Here is an 18,621-nt window from a genome sequence, read left to right on the forward strand (position 1 = left end):
TTTCGCTACTCCCGGCCATTCCCGAAAGAATCACCAGGTCGCGAAACCCATCAAGCGCCCACACTTATCGGCTGTAAATTTTTAAAGATCGCGTCGCACAAGGCACCGGAACAACTTCGAACCACCCGGCGCTTTCTGCGTTGCTGCGTCAGCAGCAGAGAAACGAGATTATGCAGACTCTCTGGCGTTTCGTCAACATATTTTTTAACGTCACCGTTTAAAAACTGAAGACTTTCCCGCCCCCCGCCGTTTCTCGCGGCGGGCTTCGCTGGCATACATCGGCTAGCGAAGGAGCGGAATTCTAGTCACGCGGATGCGATCTGGCAAGGGGTTTTTGAGTCCGTCGAAAAAAGACGCGAAACCGCTTTACGCGTGGCGCTGCATCACGCGATCCACGATCTGCAAGTAGTGGTCAAGGTCCGGCGTTTGCTTGCCGGCGACCTTCGCGAGGTCGTCCCAGCGACGCAGACGCACGGCGTCGTCCGCATGGGGACGCTCGGCGAATTCGCGCGCGCCATCGGCGTCGAAAATGCCGCCCTGCAATTGCAGGCTGCGCACGGAGTCGGCCGACAAGCGGCCAAAGTACGCTTCGTCGGTTGAGCACAGGTATCGCTTCGCATCGACGTGCAGTTTGATCGGCTCCAGCACGCTTGGCGGCAGAATCGGCCGCAGGAACGGCAGCGCATAGTACTGGTGCAGGTCGTCGATGCCGCGCTCGGTCGGCGTTTCGCCCTGGCGATTCAGCAAATGCCCGAGGTCGTGCAAAAACGCCGCCGCCACGAGTTCCTCGCTCGCGCCTTCTTCCTCGGCCAACGCACCGCTTTGCAGCGCGTGCTCAAGCTGCGTCACCGGCTCGCCGCTATACGCCTGCCCGCCGTGCTGCTCGAACAAGCTGCGAATGTCTTCCAGACTCAGTGCCATGCTTGCTAGCCCCCTGTATTCGATCGCTTCGAAGCCCGCCGCTCCTGTAGCTACTCCTGTCGCTCAACAGGCGTCACCGTCATCCAGTTCGCCCGATGTTTCCTGCGTGCGCATCCGGGCCGCGGCCTCATTGGGATCGCGCGAGGCCAGCGCATTCAAGACCGCCCGGAGGCGCGCATAGGTCGCGTGCCGCATCGCGTCGGTTTGCGGCAGGCGCGGCGCTAGCCGCCATTCGTTCACCGCGCGCCGATGCGCTTCGAGCAGCTTACCGTTGCCGGCCGCCTCGACGAGCGCGTCGCGAAACGCATCGCGCGCGCGCGCAAACACAATGTCATCGGCGAGCGCGCCGCGCATGGCATCGAGCCGGTCGCGCAGCGCAGCGACCTGCACCGCGTCGATACGCGCCGCCAGCATCCGGCACGCCGCCTCTTCAAGCGCCGAGCACAGCAAGGCAAGCTCGCCCGCCTCGGCGTCCGACACGCTGCGCACGTACGCGCCGCGATGTTTCTCGTTGCGCACGAGCCCCGCCTGCTCGAGCGCGCGAAACGCTTCGCGCACCGGTCCGCGCGATACCTGCAGTCGGGCCGCCCATTCGGACTCGACGAGCTTCGCGCCCGGCGCCAGCCGCCCGTCCGCGATGCAGCGCTCAATCTCGTCGCGCACGAGGTCGGTCAGCGAGCGCTCGCGCACCAGCGCTAGCGGCGTCGCCGCGTCCGAATGCGCGGCACTCCGTAGATCCACATCGCGCGTCACCGTTGCCACGCGCACTCCTTTCAGGTCGCGGCCCGCGTGGGGCTCGTCTGCTGCGCCGGCATCGCCGCTGGACCATCCCGCGAGGTGGCGCTGCGCGTCAGCCCGCGTGCTGTTCATGGTTTCAATCCGCGCGGCGACGCGGCGCGCGCGCCGCAATCAACGACAGCGCCGCCAGCGACACGATCAGCAAGATCAGCGATAGCGCCGACGCCGGCAGGTAGTACCCACGCTCGACCGCACCGACGACGACGATAGGCACCGTCGCGAATCCCGGCGGATAAACCGTGAGCGTCGCGCCAAGTTCGCCAAGCGAGATCGCGAAGCCCAGCGCGAGACTCGCGCGGATAGCCGGCACCAGCTGCGGCAGCACCACCCGGCGCAGCACCATCGAGGGCGGCGCGCCGAGGCTCGCGGCCGCCTCGCGCAACACCCTCAATTCGGGACGCAGCCCCGCCGCCGCGCAGCGATAGCAAAACGGCAGCACCAGCGCGAGCTGCACGAACACGACGATCGCCGCCGAACTCGACAGATCGACAGGCGCCTTGTGATAGGCGATCAGCACCGCGAGCCCGAGCACGACGCTCGGCACGCCGTTGGGGACCATCGCAAGCGCATCGGCGATGGCGCCAAGGCCGCGCCGGTCGCGCCCTTCGAGCGCGAGCGCAAGCCACAGCCCGAGCGCCGTGCCGAGCACCGCCACGCCGAAGCCGATTTCGAGGCTCGTAACGAGCGCGTCGAAATCGCTCGGGCCAAGGCGCTCGAACCAGCGCGTACTGAAGCCGTCGGGGAGGATCGTGCCCGACCAGTGCGAGGCCACGCTCGAGAGCGCGACAACGATCACCGGCAACACGAAGAGCCAGAAACACAGCAGCGCCGCGAGCGCGAGCAGCACGCCGCTGCCGAAGCGGGCGAGCGCGCTGCGCTCGACGGGCCGCGCCCGCAGATGCTTCGGCGGCAGGGCGATGCGGTCCGCCGCCACTACGGGATTGGTTGCCAAATTGGTTGCCGGATTATTTGCCGAGCTCCCCGCATTACTTGCCATTGCGCGCGCCCCCATGACTGCGGCGATTCACGCGCCGATACAACGCATACAAAGAAAGCGACATCGCGAGCATGACCACCGCGCCCGCGGCGGCGGTCGGCAGATCGAGATCGACGGTCGCCGAGCTATAGATCGCCACCGGCAGCGTGACCAGATGCGCGCTGCCGAGCACGAGCAGAATGCCGAACTCGTTGAACGTGAGCAGAAAACACAGGATCGTGCCCGCGGCGATGCCCGGCCACGCGAGCGGCAGGATCACGCGCGCGGCGACCATGCGGTTGTTCGCACCCAAGCTGCGCGCGGCTTCGATCAGGCGCATGTCGAGCAGCGCGAACGCGGCGAGCGTCGGGCGCACCACGAAGGGCGCATAGAACACTACTTCCGCGAGCACCACGCCGCCGATGCCGAACAGAAAATCGAGCGGCGGCGCCTGCAGATGAAAGAGCCGCTGCAAGCCGATGCTCACCGAACCTTGCGAGCCATAAAGAAAAATCAGCGTGAAAGCGACGAGAAACGACGGAAACGCCACGAACAGTTCGAGAAAGCGCGTGACGAGGCGAGCGCCCGGAAACGGCTTGAAGAACAGGATTGCGGCGATCGCCACGCCCAGCAACGAGGCGATGCCCGCGCTGAGGAACAGGATCCACAGCGTCGTGCCGATCACGCCGCGCGAATCGGGATTGCCGAAGAACGCCGCATAGGCGTGCAAGCTCAGGCCATGCGCGCCGGTCAAGCTGAGCAGCACGAGCCGCACGAGCGGATAGACCACGAGCGGCCCCAGCACGAACACGAGCAAGAAAGCGATGTGCCATTGCGCGCGCCGTTCGCGGCGGCGCGCGGCGGCCGCATGCGCTTCGGCGCCGGGAAGCGGCGCGCCCGGGAAAGCGGAATCAGGGGTTGATAAGGACGACATCGTCAACCTCGTAACGCAGGGACACACGCATGCCTTTTTCCGGCGTCATGCCGTGGCCGCGCTGCATGGTGACGAGCACCGGTTCGTTCGGCATCGCGTCGAGCAGCACCGGCACCGAAAGCACCGAGCCATACCATTCGACCGATTCGATCGTGCCGTGCAGGCCGCCTTCGCCGAGCGGCACGATGCGCAGGCTTTCGGGGCGCAGGCACGCGAGCTTGTCGCGCACGCCGTAACGCGCGTCGCCCACGGGAAACGCCACGCTCGGCGGCAACAGGTTCGCCGCGCCGAGATAGCGCGCGACGTAAGCGTCGTTGGGCGTGTCATAGAGTTGCTGCGGCGTGCCGAGCTGCGCGATGCGGCCATCGCGCATCAGGAGTGTGCGATCGGAAAGCACCAGCGCGTCGTCCTGATCGTGCGTCACGCAAACGATCGTGAGATCGGGCAGGCGCTCGTGCAGCGCCTTGAGTTCGGAGCGCACCGAAGCGCGCAGATTGGCGTCGAGCGCCGAAAGCGGTTCGTCGAGCAGCAGCACGTCCGGCTCGATCACGAGCGCGCGCGCAAGCGCCACGCGCTGCTGCATGCCGCCCGAGAGCTGCGCCGGCATCACATGGCCCGCGTCGCCGAGCTGCACGAGCTTGAGCGCATCCGCCACGCGCCGCGCGATGTCGCGCGCCGGCACGCGGCGCGCCTTGAGCCCGAACGCAACGTTCTCGAATACCGTGAGATGCGGAAACAGCGCGTAGCTCTGAAACAGCAGCCCCAGATTGCGCTGATGCGGCGGCACGTGAGTCAGATCGCGTCCCGCGACGGTGAGCGAACCCGCCAGCGCATCGGCTTCGATAAACCCGGCGATGAAACGCAGCAAGGTGGTCTTGCCGCAACCGCTGCGGCCCAGCACGGTCAGCAATTCGCCACGGCGAATGGTGAGCGACAGATCGTCGAGCACCGTGCGCGCGCCGAAGCGCACGCTCAGGCGATCGATCTGCACGCCCGCGGCGCCGCCAGCTTGCACCGCATCGGCGGCTTCGGGGGCATCGATCAAGCCGGACACATCCGGCAGTGCGCGGGCCATCTGGGCCGGCGCAAGGCTTGCGGTATTCACCGGGTTCGTCTCCTTCTCGATGAGACCCGGCGCGTCGCTTCAACGCCGGATCTCATCCCATACACAGTACTCAGGTATTGCTCGGTTGCTTGCCGCAATCGCTTATTTCGGCTTCACGACTTCGATCGGCTTGCCCGACGAGCCGATCACTTCGCTCTTCCAGCGTGCGGTCCAGTCGGCCTTCTTCGCCATCACCTGGTTCCAGTCGACCGGAATCAGCTTCACGCCTTCGATCGCCTGCTTGACCGCCGCGCCGTTCTTGCCCGAGAGCGCTACGTCCGTGCGGCCCGGAATGCCGAAGATGTCCGGCACCTTCGATTGCACGTCCGTCGACATCAGGTAGTCGATCAGCTTCTTGCCTGCTTCCTGGTTCGGACCGTTCTTGATCAGGCCGATTGCGTACGGCAGCTGGAACGTAGTGGGTTGGCCGCCTGCTTCGGCAGCAAGGAAGATCGGCTTGAGCGACAGACCGCCGTTGGCCGCATCGTCGAGATCCATCTGCAGGTCGCCGTTGGCCACCGCGATCTCGTTGCGCGAGAGCAGCACGTCGAGGTAGCCCGTGCCCTTGGTGTGGAACTTGGCGCTTTGCTCGAGCTTCTTCAGATACTCGAACGCCTTGTCTTCGCCCATCAGCGAGGTCGTGAGAATAATCACGGCCATGCCGTCACCGGCTGTGGCCGGGTTCGAGTACGCGACCTTGCCCGAGTAGTCCGGATGCAGCAGGTCGGCGAACGTCTTCGGCTGGTTCTTCACGACTTCGGGGTTGATCGCGAACGAGAAGTAGTTGTTCACGAAGGTTGCCCACGAGCCGTCAGGAGACTTCGCGATCGCCGGCACGTTCTTGTAGTTCACGCTGTGATACGGCTGCAGCAGGCCGCTTTGCTGCGCCTGCTGAATGAACGGCGGCAGCGTGATCAGGACGTCGGCCTTGGGCGCGTCCTTTTCGACGTTGGCGCGGTTCACGACTTCGCCGCTGCCCGCGGTCACGATATTGACCTTCACGCCTTCCTTCTTCTCGAAGGCGGGCAGCACGTCTTTGTAGAGATTTTCGAGGCCGTCAGCCGTGTACAGCACAACCGAGCCAGCGGCGTGGGCGCTCAGCGCCGCACCTTGCAGCAGCGCGGCGGCGGCCATCATGGGCAACAGTTTGCGTGCAAAACCCGCGCGAGGGGAATTCCTGTGGTTCATGTCGCTCTCCGAAGGCAAAACCATATGCTCGGGATACCCGATGCGTGTCTAGTCGAATGTCGAACGTCGGCGGACTGCGCCGCCTTCCGTACCCGTCCGGTGCGGCAAACAGATTGTAGATTGTCTGCAATCTGTCATTGCCACCCTCAAGTCACCGGACCCACTGCACACCAAGGAGTTGCCTCGTCAAGCGCGCCGGCCCCGTCTGAACGGGCCCGGCAAGAATCACAGGTTTTCGTGACAAGGCCATGACGATTGTGGCGAATGTCAAAAAATTCCACAATTCGCCAAAAATCAGCATATGTCATTGGCCGCGGAAACGCTCGCGGCAGTGCACAAGCCGGGATCGGCAGATCGGCGAACCGGCGAAAGAAAATCAGGCGACGAGGAGTTCCGGCCCCCGCGCGGCGATAGCGCGGGCAATGCTCTTTTCGGGCGCGAGTTCGGTGATCACATAACGGGCGCGCTCGAAGCCGTTGATGCGCACCGGTGTGACGCGACCGAACTTCGAGTTGTCGGCCACGACGATCGCGCAGGTAGCGGCCGTGAGCATGCGGCTGCGCACCTCGGCGACCATGCGCGTGTAGTCGGTGAGCCAGCCGTCGGCGGTGATGCCGCCCGCCCCCACGAACGCATAATCGACGTGGTATTGCGCGAGTTGCTGCACCGTATCGAGGCCGAAGGTGGCCTCCTCCTGATCGGACAACTCGCCGCCCAGCATCGTCACCCGATTCTCGTTGCGCCGGCCGAGCAGCAGCGCGATGCGCCAGTCGTTGGTGTAGACCGTGAGGCGATGGCGGTCGATGAGCGCGCGAGCGAGCGCGTGCGTCGTGCTGCCCGAATCGATGATGACGGATGCGCCGTCGGGCACGAACTCTGCGGCGCGCTCGCCGATGGCCCGCTTGGCGCTCGCGTTGGCGGCCTCGCGCACGTCGAGGTCCGGCTCGCTGCGGTCGCTGGACAGCGCGCCGCCGTGAGTCGTCACGAGCAACCCGCGCCCCGCAAGCGTGTTGAGGTCGCGCCGGATCGTCTCGCGCGAGACCCGCAGCTCGCGCACGAGATCCGCCACGGAAAGCGCGCCGGTCCGGGTCACTTGCGAAAGGATGTACTGGTGGCGTTGTTCTGCGAGCATCTCGGTGAGCGCGCTTGCGCGGCGTGGTATCGAAAGGGTGTTATCGAAAGAGCCGCCGTATTGTATTACGCGTGCCGGATTGCGCGTGCCGTGTCGGGGCGAATCGAAACGGCTGCCAACGCGCGGCCATCCCTGTTAATCTGATGTTGGCCGTCCGGGAACCGGGCGGCTTTCCATTTTGTCGATTTGTCGTTCCGTCGACGGCCGCTCCCCCATGCGCTCACAACTTCGCCAACTGCGTCTCCTGTTCTGCGCGCTGCGCTATGGCATGCGGCTGATCTGGCTCGCGGCGCCCGAGCACCACAAGCTGCACTGGATCGTCTCGCTCGCCGCGCGCATGCGCGACGACGAGCGCCTCGCCATGCATCTGTCGAGCGCCCTGCCGCGCCTCGCGCCGCTTGCGGGCGCCTTCGCGCAGACGCTCGTCACCAGGCCCGAACTCGCCGCGTCCACGCTTCACGATGCCATCGACGCCGTCGATCACTTCGAAGAACCGCTCACGCCGCAGCAACTCGATGCCGCTCTGAATGCCGCGTTCGGCAAGCCGCCGCAAACGATCTTTTCGTGGATCGACCCCACGCCCTGTCACAACGGATGGTGCGAGCAAACCCACGTCGCGCGCCTTGCGCTGCCGGTCAACGGTCATCAGAGGGTGACGGTGCGCGTGCTGCGCGCGAAACAGGCGCAGGAAGTCGACGACGACGCCGCGCTGCTGTGCGCCGTCGCGCGCTGGCTCGAGCGCTTCTCGGGCGCGGCGCGCAAGCTCGGCTTGAGCGCGCTCGCGCAAACGCTGCGCGAGGACCTGCAACGCCGTTTCGATTTGCGCGCGCAGGCCGCGAACCTGAGCCAGACCGGACACCATCTCGCCAACGACACGCGCGTCCTCGTCCCCGACGTGATCTGGGACTGCTGCACCGCACAGACGCTCACCGTCGAGCACATCGACACCGTGCGCGTGACCGACCTCGCCGGCCTCGCGGAACATCACATCAACGTGACGCGCGTGGCTGCGCATCTGATCGAAGTCGTCACGCAGCAGGCATTCGAGCACGGCTTCTTCCACGCGGCCTTCGACGCGCGGCGCGTGGCCGTGAGCATCGAACCGCAAACGTGCGGCCGCCTCATATTCGCGAGCGCAGCGCTGATGACGAGCCTGTCTTCGCCGGAGCGCGAATTCTTCGTGCACAGCGCGACGGCGCTGTTCGAGCAGGACTACGCACGCCTCGCCGCGCTGCATCACCTCGCGGGCCACGTGCCCACGCACGCGCGCGCGGAGCAGATCGAAGCCGAGTTGCGCACGCGCAGCGAAGCGCATTTCGCCGGCGATGCCAGCACACGCAGCGCGGCGGCGCTGTTTCATCATCTGCTGCACTCGGTGCAGCCGTTTGGCGGCGAGGTGTCGCCGCGGCTCGCTGCAGCGCAGCGCGCGTTCGGCAACGCAGAGACGCTCGCGCGCACGATTCATCCGGGCGTCGATGCATGGGGTATCGCAAACGCGACGCTCATGGACATCGCGAAGCGCGATGTCGGCCTGCAAGGGTGGATCAAGCGGCTGTCCCAGGAGTTGCCGCATCTCGCGCAGATCGCGCCGCGCGTGCCGCAACTCATTTACCACTTCATGCAGCATCACTCGCACGCGGCCCACGGCCCGAATGCAGCGCAAGCCCAAGCCGCGGCGCTCGAGGCGCTGCGCCGCGAGCACCGCCGCACGCGCGCGCTGCTGATCGCCTGCGCCTTGACCGGCGTGCTGATCGGCGTGGCCGCGACGCTTTTCGCCGCGCCGCCCTTCAGCCAGGCGAGCCGCGAAAACGCGCCGCCAGCCGGAACTTCCCGCCCCGCCCCAGTGCAGTCCTGAACAAGACCGGCACGGCCCGCCCCGGCGATACTCCGGGTCTTTAGCCCGTTGCCCGCGCGATGTCCACGTGACGTCCGCGCGATGCCAGCGGTCCATTCGCCGTTCGTTCGCGACACATTCCCGTATTGGTGCCGCGCCGCTCTTGCCAGAACCGATGCTCGACTCGCTCGCTCCCGCCCTCTTCGTCGTCCTGTGGTCGACGGGCTTCGTGGTCGCCCGCGCGATCGCCCCGTATGCCGATCCCAACCTGTTCCTGCTCGCGCGTTTCGGCGGGACCGCGCTACTGTTCGCCTGCGTCGCGCTCGCCCTGCGCGCGCCATGGCCGCGAGGGCGCGAGTTCGGCAAGCATCTCTTCGCTGGCGCGATGCTGCAGGGCGTGTATCTGGGTGCGAGCTACTGGGCCGTCGCCCAGGGCCTGAGCGCGGGCGTGATGGCGCTGCTCGGCGCGCTGCAACCGCTGCTGACCTCCGCACTTGCCGCGCCGCTGTTCGGCGAGCGGCTCACGATGCGGCGCTGGCAAGGCCTGTCGCTCGGGCTCGCGGGCGTCGTGCTCGTGCTGATGCCGAAACTGCGCGCCGCCGCTGCGGGCGTCCAGGCGGCCGGTGCAGCCGATGCCCCGGGCGCACATGCGAGTCCGCTCATGGTCGTGATTGTCGCGGTGCTCGCAGTCGGTGCGATCACCGCAGGCACGCTTTATCAAAAGACCTCGCTGGCCAAGGCCGATATCCGCAGCGCGAGCGCGGTCCAGAATGCGGGCGCGGCAGTGGTCGCAGCGCTGCTGGCGCTCGCGCTGGGCGAGCATCGCTGGATTGCTTCGACGACACTCTGGATCTCGCTTGCCTGGGGCATCGCAATGCTCTCGGGCGTGGGCGTGACGCTGCTCGTCTGGATGGTGCGCCACGGCGATGCGGCCCGCGCCACGGCGCTGCTGTTTCTCGCGCCGCCGCTCGCCGCGCTCGAAAGCTGGCTGCTATTCGGCGAAACGCTCGCGCCGGTGCAGATGGCGGGCTTCGGCGTGGCGCTTGCGGGCGTGGTGATCGCGCGGCGCGGGTGAATCGATCCGCCATCGATCTGCCATCGGCCCGCCGTCAAGCAGGCCTCAATCAGCCCTCAATCGGCCGTATCACCGCCCTTGGGCATATTCGCGCGCGCCTTGCTGCCCGGCGCCGGCGACCATGCGGGCCGCGCCTTGCGCTGCGAATCGATCACGACGATGAAGCGCCCCGCCCATGGCGTGACCTCGCGGCCCGGGTGCAGGACCCACATCGATCGGCCCGAATCGACGAGCGCCTGATACTCGGCATCGACGATTCCGTAGTGATCGATGAAAGCGTTCAACGACGCGGGAATGCGCACGCAGCCCTTCGAATGGCGGATGCCGAGCAGCGGTTCGAGGCGGTCGGGGTCGGTGGCGTGCATCTGGAAACGCATCGGCGAGCGGCCGCCCTTGCCCCAAGCGCGCTCGCCGTCGACCCAGCCGAGATCGTAGATGCGCATGTCGCGCGCGCCGTAGCCGCGAATGCCGTTGTCGTTCATCGTGCCTTCCGCGCGAAAATCCATGTTCGAGGGCGTGTGTTCGAACACGCCGAGCGGCGTGAGAAAGTGGTCGAATTCGCCGGGCCGGCCCGTCGCGACCGGCGAAGCGCCAATCATTTGCCAAGGCTCGTCCGGCATCGCGCGGAAGTAGATAAAGAGCGCCTGAACGGTCGCAGCGCGATCCACGAGGATGACGAACTCGCCCGCAAGCGCACCGAGGTCCTTTTCGTCGAGCGCGGTCTGCAGGCGCTGACCGTAAGCGCGCTGATCGGCGGGCGGCACGCGCAGACGGCGCTTCACGCTGCTCGCGAAGGTCTGGCGCATGGCCAGCGCACGGCGCGTTTCCTCGGCGGCCTGCTTGGGCGTGAGATCCGGATGCTCGGGCAAGACGAGCGGCGCAGGCACGGACGCGGGCTGCGCCGGCGCCGCGGTGGGCGATGCCGAAGCCGCTGAAGCCGCTGAAGCCGCTGAAGCCGCCGATGCGGCTGATGCAGCCGGCAAAGCCGCCGCTGTGCTCGATGCAGACGAAGCCGACCTCGCTGACGAAGCCCCCGCCGATGCTGCGGCTATGCCCTGCGCGGACAAAGCCCGTACAGGCGCCGATGCGCCGGATCCTGCGTGCGGCGCAGCGCCGGAAACCGCCGCCGGCTGGGACGCTGTCTGAGCCGCTTGCACGGCCCCCGACATCACATGCGCGTCCGACGCAGCCCCTGCGGCGCCCGCAGCCCAGGCGCCGGCAGCCCACCACGCGCAGAAAGCTGCGCCCAGCATGCGGCGAATCCGCAACGGCGCATGCAACGCCTCACGAGAATGGGCGTTCGTAGTGTCGCCCCGGACACCACCGTTCACGCGCGCAGGAGCGCAGCGCGAAAAGTCTTCGTTCATTGTGAATCCGGCTGATTTGTGTTTTGTCTGGAATAGATCGCCGCGACGCCGACCGGTGAGCGTGCGCGCCATGACGCACACATCGGGCCAGTATCCCGGCAGGATTACCCGCCATTAGACCAGACAAAACGCGCAAGCCGCGGTACCAGGCGATATGCGCGCAAGACACGCTGCACGCAAATGCGCTGCGCACCACGATGCATGGGATCGGCGATGGTTTGGATTTGAAAACGGTCAGCCGGCTCGCGCGGTTGGCGGCCGTTGCGACCAGACGGCAATTTCGACTTACCGACGACGAAACCGCGGCGGGGAAGCAAGCAAGGCGGGAGAAGAAGCCATCGCGCCGCTGCGAGGCACCAGGAGGCTTTACGAAGAGGGCCTGATCGGCACGACGTCGCGAAGAATCAGCGCACGGACGCCGGTCGTGTTGAGTCCTGCTGTGCCTCGCCGTCGAACGGCGCGGCACTCACGCGCAGCGCGACACCGGCAAGGCGCCGGCTCTGCAACTCGCGCGCAACCGCTTCGCCCACGTAGGGCACATCGGAATCGAGTTCGATATCTGCGTGTGCGTTCGACGTGCCCACGTCGTACACCGTGACGCCCTTGGCGTAATGCCCGAGCTCACGTTTGACGAAGTCGCGCACTTCTTCTTCGCTACAGGTTTCGGGGACGTTCCAGACGGTCAGGTGCATGTTGAACTACCGTTGGCGGCGCGGTCGGTCGGCTCGCACCCGCACGGGCTGAAGACTCGCGCGCGCCTTTGCGCGAGCCCAAACCACCTGTCCGAGCAGGGCCACGGCTACAAACAGGAAAAGCGTCGACGGTAGCATTTCGCTCACTCCACATTCATTGATGATAGTCAGAATATGCTCAATCTCCAGCCTGCGCGCTGCGTCATATTGTCAAATGCCCGCCGTTCAGACCCGTCGATTCTGGAGAGTGCGCAATCAACGTGCCGACAATGGCCGCGCGCGAGCTATTGACCTTCGTCGCTGCTCGCCGAAGTGGTGTCGCCCATATCCGTGCCACATTGCATGCGCGTGAGTTGATCGTACCGGTGCGCCCAGTTGCCGGAGATGACCGCCTGCGCCTCGGCGAGCGATATCCGCCCGGCGCACACGCAACGCTTGAGCCGCACCGTAAGGAGCGACTTGCGCCGTTCGCCGGCATGGCCGCCCCACGGCAGCAAGTCGAAGTTCGCGGCCGCATCGGGCGAACCGCCAAGCAAGATTGGCACGCGCCGGTCGAGCGCATAGGCGACGCCCTCATCGGAATCGATGCCGCGCGCCGCGAGCAGACGGCCCTTTTGCGCCATCGTCTCGTCGAACGGAGGCGCCACGGTATCGGCATAACCGGGCCGGCAAATCGTCTCGGCCACAGACTCCTGGGTGACGCGCGCGTCGAGTAGTTGCGCCTCCTGCGCCATGGCGGGCGCACCGCGCGCTACGCCGCCGACGGCAAGCGCCAGCAGCACGCCATGCAACGCGCAACCAAGCGGGCGCCAGCCGCGCAAGCCCGTCCGGCATGCCCTGCCCTCTGCCATGCGACGCCCGGCGCGGCGTTTTTCTGCCAATTCTGCGTTCATGGATCAGCGCACCGTACGCTGCCGTACGACGCGAAATGGATGGTCAATGCCGGACAATTAAAACACATCCAAATTTCACGTGGTGAATGTGCAGCACCAGGCCACGCCCGGCAGACAGTCCCCCGGCATTCGCCATCGCCCGAGCGTCGCCAGGCAACCGATCCAGACTATGCGCAAACCATGCGCGAACTATGCGATTTAAAAAGGAATTTTTATTTCGTCATGCCGATTAATATGACAGGCAAGCGCAGGAACTCGCGCGCCACCGCAAGATCGGCCGTTCAGCCAATGGCGGCGGCAAACCCGATAGCGCATAATGATCCGCCCGCCCCTCTCCGCTCCGGAGTCCGGCGTGCACATTCAAGGAAACGAGGAATTCCCATGTCCATCACCATGTATCACGCCTCGGTGCCCGTGCTCGTGCGCGGCCTCGCCAACCTGCAGACCATCATCGGCAAGGCGCAGGCGCACGCGGCTGAAAAGCAGATCGACCCCTCGGTGCTGACCGGCGCACGGCTATTCCCCGACATGCTGCCGTTGGCGCGCCAGATCCACATTGCCACGGACACGGCGAAGGGCTGCGCCGCGCGCCTCGCAGGCGTGGACGCGCCGAAATTCGAAGACGTGGAAGTTAGCTTCGACGATCTGCACGCGCGCATCCAGAAGACGATCGACTACCTGAACACGTTCAAGCCCGAGCAGATCGACGGTTCCGAAGGCAAGACCATCACGCTGAAAATGCGCTCGGGCCCGATCGAATTCACGGGCCAGGACTACCTGCTGGCTTTCGTGCTGCCCAACTTCTATTTCCATGTCACGACGGCGTACGACATCCTGCGTCACAACGGCGTCGAACTGGGCAAGCTCGACTATCTGGGCGGCAAGCCGAACGCGTAAGGCGCCCAGGCACACGGCTTTCGCGCATCAATCGAGCGAAAGCCGCACCGCGAAGCCAATCAGCGCCGAAGAGAAAGCCCATTTCTGCACGGTCTGCGCCAGCGGGTGCCGGCGCAGCCACACGGCGATCCGCGACGCACCCAGCACATAGATCACATCGAAGAGCGCGCACACGATCACGAGCAAGATGCCCAGCTCGGTCACCTGCAGCCAGACCGACCCCGCCTCGGGGCGAATGAACTGCGGCAGCAGCACTGAGCAGAACAGCAGCGCCTTCGGATTCAGCAGGTTGGTGAGCAGGCCCTTGAAGAAGTCCGCACGCAGCGGGCGCTCGGCCATCGTACCGGCCTGATCCGGCAGAGCAAAACCCGGCGCGCGGAAAATCTGCACGGCAATCCAGGTCAGGTAGAGCGCGCCGGCATAGCGCACGACCTCATAGAGCCATGGTGCGTTATGGAGCAACGCCGCGAGCCCGCACGCCGAGAGCGTGACGTGCGTGGCACGCGCCAGCCCGAGGCCGCAAGCCGCCGCGAAGCCACGCCGCGCGCCGCGGCTCATGCTGGTCTGCATCACCAGCGCCATGTCCGCCCCCGGCAATGCGCAGACCACAACCAGGGCGGCGATGAACATCAATAGAAGGTGAGCGGAAATCATGTTGGCCTCGTTTGGAATAGGCTCTATGTTGCCGCCAATGACGGAGCGATTTCTGACGTTTTTTGTGGATAACTCTTCAATGTGGAGCGGAATGCCCTAAAATTTCGTCATCGAAATCAGGAAAGCACTCCTCGCCATGAGCGATCTCGACAAACTCGACCGCGCGATCCTTGGCGCCCTGCAGGCGGACGGCAGAATGCCTATCGCGCGGCTCGCCGAAACCGTCGGCTTGAGCGAGACGCCCTGCGCACGCCGCCTCAAGCGGCTCGAGCAGGAAGGCTATATCGAGCGCTATCGGGCCATGCTCTCGCGGCGCACGCTCGGCTACGGCGTGCTTGCCTATGTCTCGGTGCGCTTCGCAGTGCACGACCGGGCGCTGGCCGACCGCTTCGAGCGCGAAGTCTGTGCGATCGAGCGGATTCTCTCGTGCCACAACGTGGCCGGCACGGCGGACTATATTTTGATGATCGTGGCGCGCGACCTCGACGACTACGGCACGTTCATGCGCGACGAATTGCGCAGTCTGCCTGGTGTCACATCGGTCGAATCGGCGCTCTCGCTGCGCGCCGTGAAGTCCGAAGGCCGGCTGCCGTTGCCGTGAGCGCCCCACACTTTCTATTCTCAAACCGGAGCTTTCGATGAACCCAGAACAGGCACGAGCCGAAGAGGCCGCCGCAATGGACCGCGTGCTGAACGCCACGCAACGCGTCAAGACAGCATTCACTGCCTTGCAAACGCAGTTTCCGCCGCAAGGCGAAGGCCGGCCGTCGCAGTTTGCATTGCAGACGTTCGACGCCGCACTGCAGGAACTGGAAGACGCCCAGGCGGCCTTCGACGAGATGCTAAACGACCTGTTCGATGGCAATCGTTGACGGACTTGCATCGGCGCGGACGCCGGCGCGCCTGAATTTCGAAGTGCGTTAGCGCCCCGTCCCGGGCAGTTGCCGTACAAAAGCCGCAATCCGCTCACAGGCCTCGATGAGCCGTTCATCGTCGACCACAAAGCCGAAGCGGACATAGCCGCTTGCCGTTTCGCCGAATGCGCTCGCGTCGAGCAGCGACACTTTTTGCGCTTCGAATAGCTGCCACGTGAACGCCTGCGGATCGAGGCCGGTGCCGCGCACGTCGATCATCATGAACATGCCGGCTTCCGGCAGCAGGCAACGCAGCCCCGGCACACCACTCAGGCGCGCATGGACGAGATCACGCCTGCGCCGGTAGATCGCGCGCATTTGTGCGACGATCGGCTCGCGCTGCTCCAGCGCCGTGAGCGCGGCCTCCTGGATGAAGCCGGGCAAGCCATAGAACATGCACAAGGCGAGCCGCCCCAGATGGCCGATCAACGTTTCGGGCGCAATCACCCAGCCAAACCGCCAACCCGGCATCGCATGCGATTTCGAAAGGCTGCCGATTGTCACTGTGCGTTGCGCCATGCCGTCGAGCATCGCAATGCTCACGTGCTCGCGCTCGAAAGTGAGATCGGCGTAGACCTCGTCGGACACCACCCAGAGATCGTGACGCTGCGCGAGTCGGGCAATGCGCTCGAGATGCTCGCGCGGCATCACTGCGCCGGTCGGGTTGCACGGCGTGGCGAAAAAGATCGCCCGCGTGCGTGGCGTGAGCGCTGCTTCGAGGGCGTCGCAATCGAGATGAAAGCCGTTGTCCGGATCGACGGGCACCGGCACGAGCGTCGCGCCCGACGAGCGTATCGCAGCCTCGTAGGTCAGATACATCGGCTCCGGCACGAGCACCTCGTCGCCGGCTTCGCACAGGCATAGCGAAGCGGCGAAAACGCCATTCTGCGCCCCTGCGCACAGAATCACGTTCTGCGCGCCAACGTCCCGCGCGCCCGCCGCCGCATGCTGCCGGGCAATGGCTTCGCGCAGCGGCTCACGCCCCATGATCGCCGTGTAATGCGTATCGCCCGCGCGCAATGCCGTGACGGCACGCTCGACGACAGGCTCGGGGGTTGCGAAATCCGGGTCGCCCACGCTCAGGACGATCACGTCTTCGCCGCGAGCGGCCGCCTGAATCGCGGCGTGATGGATCTCCCACGCCGACGTGCGCCGCCCCTGCAAGCGCTCCACCAGATTCGAATATTTCATCGTTAGCGAGTCTCCTTGCGACGCCGGCTGCGTCGATACATGTTCAATCCATACCTATGGCGCGATGCGTGTTCGCACGGCGCGCACATCACGATACCAAGGAACGCGATCGAGGAAAAATAGCGCGAAGGTATTTCCGCCCCCGACACCGCGCGAGCGCGCCGGCGCACACCGGAGCACAATGCACGCTGGCCGGCCTTGCCGCACCTGCTCTCGCTCACCATGCTCTATGCGGGCGCGGCCGTGCCATATCGCCGGCTATCGCCGGCTATCGTCGGCTCGCCGCCCAGCCCTGTGCCACTCCTGGAGACACGCCATGCCCTCTTCGCCACGCAGCGTCGCGGAAAAACGCGCCGCATTCCGAGCCTTGCATGCTTCCGGCTGCTTCCTCTTGCCCAACCCCTGGGATCCGGGCAGCGCGCGCTATCTCGAGAGCGTCGGCTTCAAGGCGCTCGCCACGACCAGTTCGGGCTTTGCGTGGTCGCGCGCCTGCGCCGACAATTCGCTGCCCCGCGAGGCGATCCTCGCGCATCTGCGCGAGATGGTCGCGGCCACCGATTTGCCCATCAACGCGGACTTCGAAAATGGCTTTGGCGCCGATGCGGCCGGCGTTGCGCAGAGTGTGAGCCTCGCCGTCGAGACAGGTGTTGCAGGACTCTCGATCGAGGATTCGACGGGCGACCCAGCCGCGCCGCTGTTCCCGCTGGAGATCGCCGTGGAGCGCGTGAAGGCCGCGCGACGCGCCATCGACGAACGCGGCGGCGATACCTTGCTGGTGGCGCGCGCGGAAAACTTCTTCACTGGCGAACCCGATTTCGAAGACGCGCTCGCGCGCATCAAGGCCTATGCGGCGGCGGGCGCGGACTGCCTCTACATGCCGGGCATCCACGCGCGCGAGCACATCGTTGCGGTGGTTGCGGCCGTTGCCCCCAAGCCCGTCAACGTGCTGATCGGCTCGGCTTCGGCATTCACGCTCCAGGATCTCGCGGCAATGGGCGTGCGGCGCGTGAGCGTGGGCGGCGCGCTGGCACGCTCGGCGTGGGGCGGTTTCATGCGTGCCGCCCAGACGCTCGTGCAAGGACGCTTCGACGGTTTCGTCGACGCTGCGCCGGGTAATCAACTCAATGATTTATTCAGGGATCCTTCCTGATTCATTTCGACGCTGCCATGGCGTCACTCACGGCACGACGAAGCGCTTCACGAGCGTCAGCTCACCGGGCTTGCGCATGGGCGCGCGTATTGTCTCGCTCTTTTCGTTCGGCGTGCCTTCGTCGGTGATGATGGTGATCTGCGCCACGGTCATGTCGCTGCCGCTGTTGCCATTGCCGTAGTAGTTCACGTAGACGAGATAGGTGCCGTGCAGTGGCGCAGCGCTCGAATAGATCTCGGGACCGTAGCCCGTCGTCACGTCCACGTCGAGCGCGCCGCCGTTCGGCGCCACACGGTCGGCGTAGAACGTGTGCACACCGTCGGGCGACACCACATGCAGGTCGAGATCGGTGCCGTCGGTGTCCCACGCGAGCACGATCCGCAGGCGCGCCTGCGTCTTGCCCGTGTAGGCGTCGTAGAACTGCACGCGTTTGCGCGTGCCGTCCGCCGTGCGCAGCTCCACGCTGTTGCTGCCCGCGCCAAACGCAAACGGCCGCGAGAACGCGCCGTCCTCCTCGATGCGCTGAGGCATGGGCGTGCCATTCACCACGAGCGTGCCCACCGAGGTACGCGGCCTGGCCTTGGGTGCCGCCTTGATGTGCCCCGCGATCAGCGCGTTGACCGACTGCCCCTCCGGCGTGCTCACGGCAACGGCGGGATAGTGGACGTCCTGCGTATAGCGCGCTTCGTCGCCGGCCGAATTGCGCCAGCCGTTCAGCGGCGCGGCGAAGTCGATGGTGTCGGCATGCGCGGCGTTCGTGAACGCGCCGAGCGCAAGCGCGACGCTCACGAGCCTGTGGCGCGAGAAATGACCGGAGAAGCGACGATGGAGCCGGATCGGATGCATGCTGGTTCGCCTGGTTGTCATGTCGCGATCGTGCGCGGATGGGTCGAAGATATT

The 18,621-nt window shown here is 65.8% G+C and carries 19 protein-coding genes; 6 read left to right on the forward strand and 13 right to left on the reverse strand.

Going from position 1 to position 18,621, the window contains the following annotated elements; genetic code table 11:
* Positions 1–366 precede the first annotated feature (366 nt).
* From NH14_RS33005 to NH14_RS33035, 7 genes are all read right to left on the reverse strand, one after another.
* Complete coding sequence (locus NH14_RS33005; protein ID WP_035534788.1) at positions 367–921, reverse strand: phosphonate degradation HD-domain oxygenase; 555 nt, start codon at positions 919–921, stop codon at positions 367–369.
* Between the two features lie 63 nt (positions 922–984).
* Positions 985–1,683: a GntR family transcriptional regulator gene (locus tag NH14_RS33010; RefSeq protein WP_407947207.1), complete on the reverse strand. Its 699-nt coding sequence runs from the start codon at positions 1,681–1,683 to the stop codon at positions 985–987.
* A gap of 112 nt (positions 1,684–1,795) precedes the next feature.
* The gene (gene phnV, locus NH14_RS33015) at positions 1,796–2,617 is read right to left on the reverse strand and encodes a 2-aminoethylphosphonate ABC transport system, membrane component PhnV (protein ID WP_237179853.1); all 822 of its coding nucleotides are present in this window, start codon (positions 2,615–2,617) and stop codon (positions 1,796–1,798) included.
* An 88-nt stretch (positions 2,618–2,705) separates the two neighbouring features.
* Entirely contained in the window at positions 2,706–3,629 is a 924-nt protein-coding gene (locus tag NH14_RS33020; RefSeq protein ID WP_035534782.1) for a 2-aminoethylphosphonate ABC transporter permease subunit, read from the reverse strand.
* Positions 3,607–4,704 carry a 2-aminoethylphosphonate ABC transport system ATP-binding subunit PhnT gene (gene phnT / locus NH14_RS33025; protein WP_035534809.1) on the reverse strand — a complete coding sequence of 366 codons (1,098 nt, stop codon included), beginning with the start codon at positions 4,702–4,704 and terminating at the stop codon, positions 3,607–3,609. The genes NH14_RS33020 and phnT overlap by 23 nt, the downstream gene beginning before the upstream one ends.
* A 132-nt stretch (positions 4,705–4,836) precedes the next feature.
* Positions 4,837–5,922 carry a 2-aminoethylphosphonate ABC transporter substrate-binding protein gene (gene phnS, locus NH14_RS33030; protein ID WP_035534806.1) on the reverse strand — a complete coding sequence of 362 codons (1,086 nt, stop codon included), beginning with the start codon at positions 5,920–5,922 and terminating at the stop codon, positions 4,837–4,839.
* A 376-nt stretch (positions 5,923–6,298) separates the two neighbouring features.
* Positions 6,299–7,054, reverse strand: coding sequence for a DeoR/GlpR family DNA-binding transcription regulator (locus NH14_RS33035; RefSeq protein ID WP_035534779.1), 756 nt, complete (start codon positions 7,052–7,054; stop codon positions 6,299–6,301).
* A gap of 214 nt (positions 7,055–7,268) precedes the next feature.
* Here NH14_RS33035 and NH14_RS33040 point away from each other — a divergent pair, with 214 nt between their 5' ends.
* Complete coding sequence (locus NH14_RS33040) at positions 7,269–8,909, forward strand: ABC1 kinase family protein (protein ID WP_084226019.1); 1,641 nt, start codon at positions 7,269–7,271, stop codon at positions 8,907–8,909.
* Between the two features lie 154 nt (positions 8,910–9,063).
* The gene (locus NH14_RS33045) at positions 9,064–9,963 is read left to right on the forward strand and encodes a DMT family transporter (protein ID WP_035534776.1); all 900 of its coding nucleotides are present in this window, start codon (positions 9,064–9,066) and stop codon (positions 9,961–9,963) included.
* Between the two features lie 56 nt (positions 9,964–10,019).
* On the opposite strand, the gene NH14_RS33050 is transcribed toward NH14_RS33045, so the two are convergent.
* The 3 genes from NH14_RS33050 to NH14_RS33060 all read right to left on the reverse strand — a co-directional run bounded on the left by NH14_RS33050 (position 10,020) and on the right by NH14_RS33060 (position 12,915).
* A complete protein-coding gene (locus tag NH14_RS33050; protein ID WP_237179851.1) occupies positions 10,020–11,216 on the reverse strand; it encodes a L,D-transpeptidase in 1,197 nt (398 codons plus the stop codon).
* A gap of 518 nt (positions 11,217–11,734) precedes the next feature.
* Complete coding sequence (locus NH14_RS33055; RefSeq protein WP_052148614.1) at positions 11,735–12,022, reverse strand: hypothetical protein; 288 nt, start codon at positions 12,020–12,022, stop codon at positions 11,735–11,737.
* 284 nt (positions 12,023–12,306) lie between these two features.
* A complete protein-coding gene (locus NH14_RS33060) occupies positions 12,307–12,915 on the reverse strand; it encodes a hypothetical protein (protein ID WP_035534768.1) in 609 nt (202 codons plus the stop codon).
* A 381-nt stretch (positions 12,916–13,296) separates the two neighbouring features.
* Here NH14_RS33060 and NH14_RS33065 point away from each other — a divergent pair, with 381 nt between their 5' ends.
* Positions 13,297–13,812, forward strand: coding sequence for a DUF1993 domain-containing protein (locus NH14_RS33065; RefSeq protein ID WP_035534765.1), 516 nt, complete (start codon positions 13,297–13,299; stop codon positions 13,810–13,812).
* A gap of 27 nt (positions 13,813–13,839) precedes the next feature.
* Here NH14_RS33065 and NH14_RS33070 read toward each other — a convergent pair whose 3' ends face one another.
* Entirely contained in the window at positions 13,840–14,466 is a 627-nt protein-coding gene (locus NH14_RS33070) for a LysE family translocator (RefSeq protein WP_035534762.1), read from the reverse strand.
* A gap of 136 nt (positions 14,467–14,602) precedes the next feature.
* Here NH14_RS33070 and NH14_RS33075 point away from each other — a divergent pair, with 136 nt between their 5' ends.
* Positions 14,603–15,067 carry an Lrp/AsnC family transcriptional regulator gene (locus NH14_RS33075; protein ID WP_035534757.1) on the forward strand — a complete coding sequence of 155 codons (465 nt, stop codon included), beginning with the start codon at positions 14,603–14,605 and terminating at the stop codon, positions 15,065–15,067.
* Between the two features lie 37 nt (positions 15,068–15,104).
* Positions 15,105–15,338 carry a hypothetical protein gene (locus tag NH14_RS33080; protein ID WP_035534754.1) on the forward strand — a complete coding sequence of 78 codons (234 nt, stop codon included), beginning with the start codon at positions 15,105–15,107 and terminating at the stop codon, positions 15,336–15,338.
* Between the two features lie 48 nt (positions 15,339–15,386).
* Here NH14_RS33080 and NH14_RS33085 read toward each other — a convergent pair whose 3' ends face one another.
* Positions 15,387–16,571 carry a pyridoxal phosphate-dependent aminotransferase gene (locus NH14_RS33085; protein ID WP_035534752.1) on the reverse strand — a complete coding sequence of 395 codons (1,185 nt, stop codon included), beginning with the start codon at positions 16,569–16,571 and terminating at the stop codon, positions 15,387–15,389.
* A gap of 316 nt (positions 16,572–16,887) precedes the next feature.
* Between NH14_RS33085 and NH14_RS33090 the strand changes: the two genes are divergently transcribed.
* Positions 16,888–17,721, forward strand: coding sequence for an isocitrate lyase/PEP mutase family protein (locus tag NH14_RS33090; protein WP_035534750.1), 834 nt, complete (start codon positions 16,888–16,890; stop codon positions 17,719–17,721).
* Positions 17,722–17,748: 27 nt separating this feature from the next.
* On the opposite strand, the gene NH14_RS33095 is transcribed toward NH14_RS33090, so the two are convergent.
* Complete coding sequence (locus NH14_RS33095) at positions 17,749–18,567, reverse strand: YfaP family protein (RefSeq protein WP_035534797.1); 819 nt, start codon at positions 18,565–18,567, stop codon at positions 17,749–17,751.
* Positions 18,568–18,621: the final 54 nt, after the last annotated feature.

Origin of the sequence: Paraburkholderia sacchari, assembly GCF_000785435.2 — a bacterium.
In the GTDB taxonomy this organism is placed as follows: domain Bacteria; phylum Pseudomonadota; class Gammaproteobacteria; order Burkholderiales; family Burkholderiaceae; genus Paraburkholderia; species Paraburkholderia sacchari.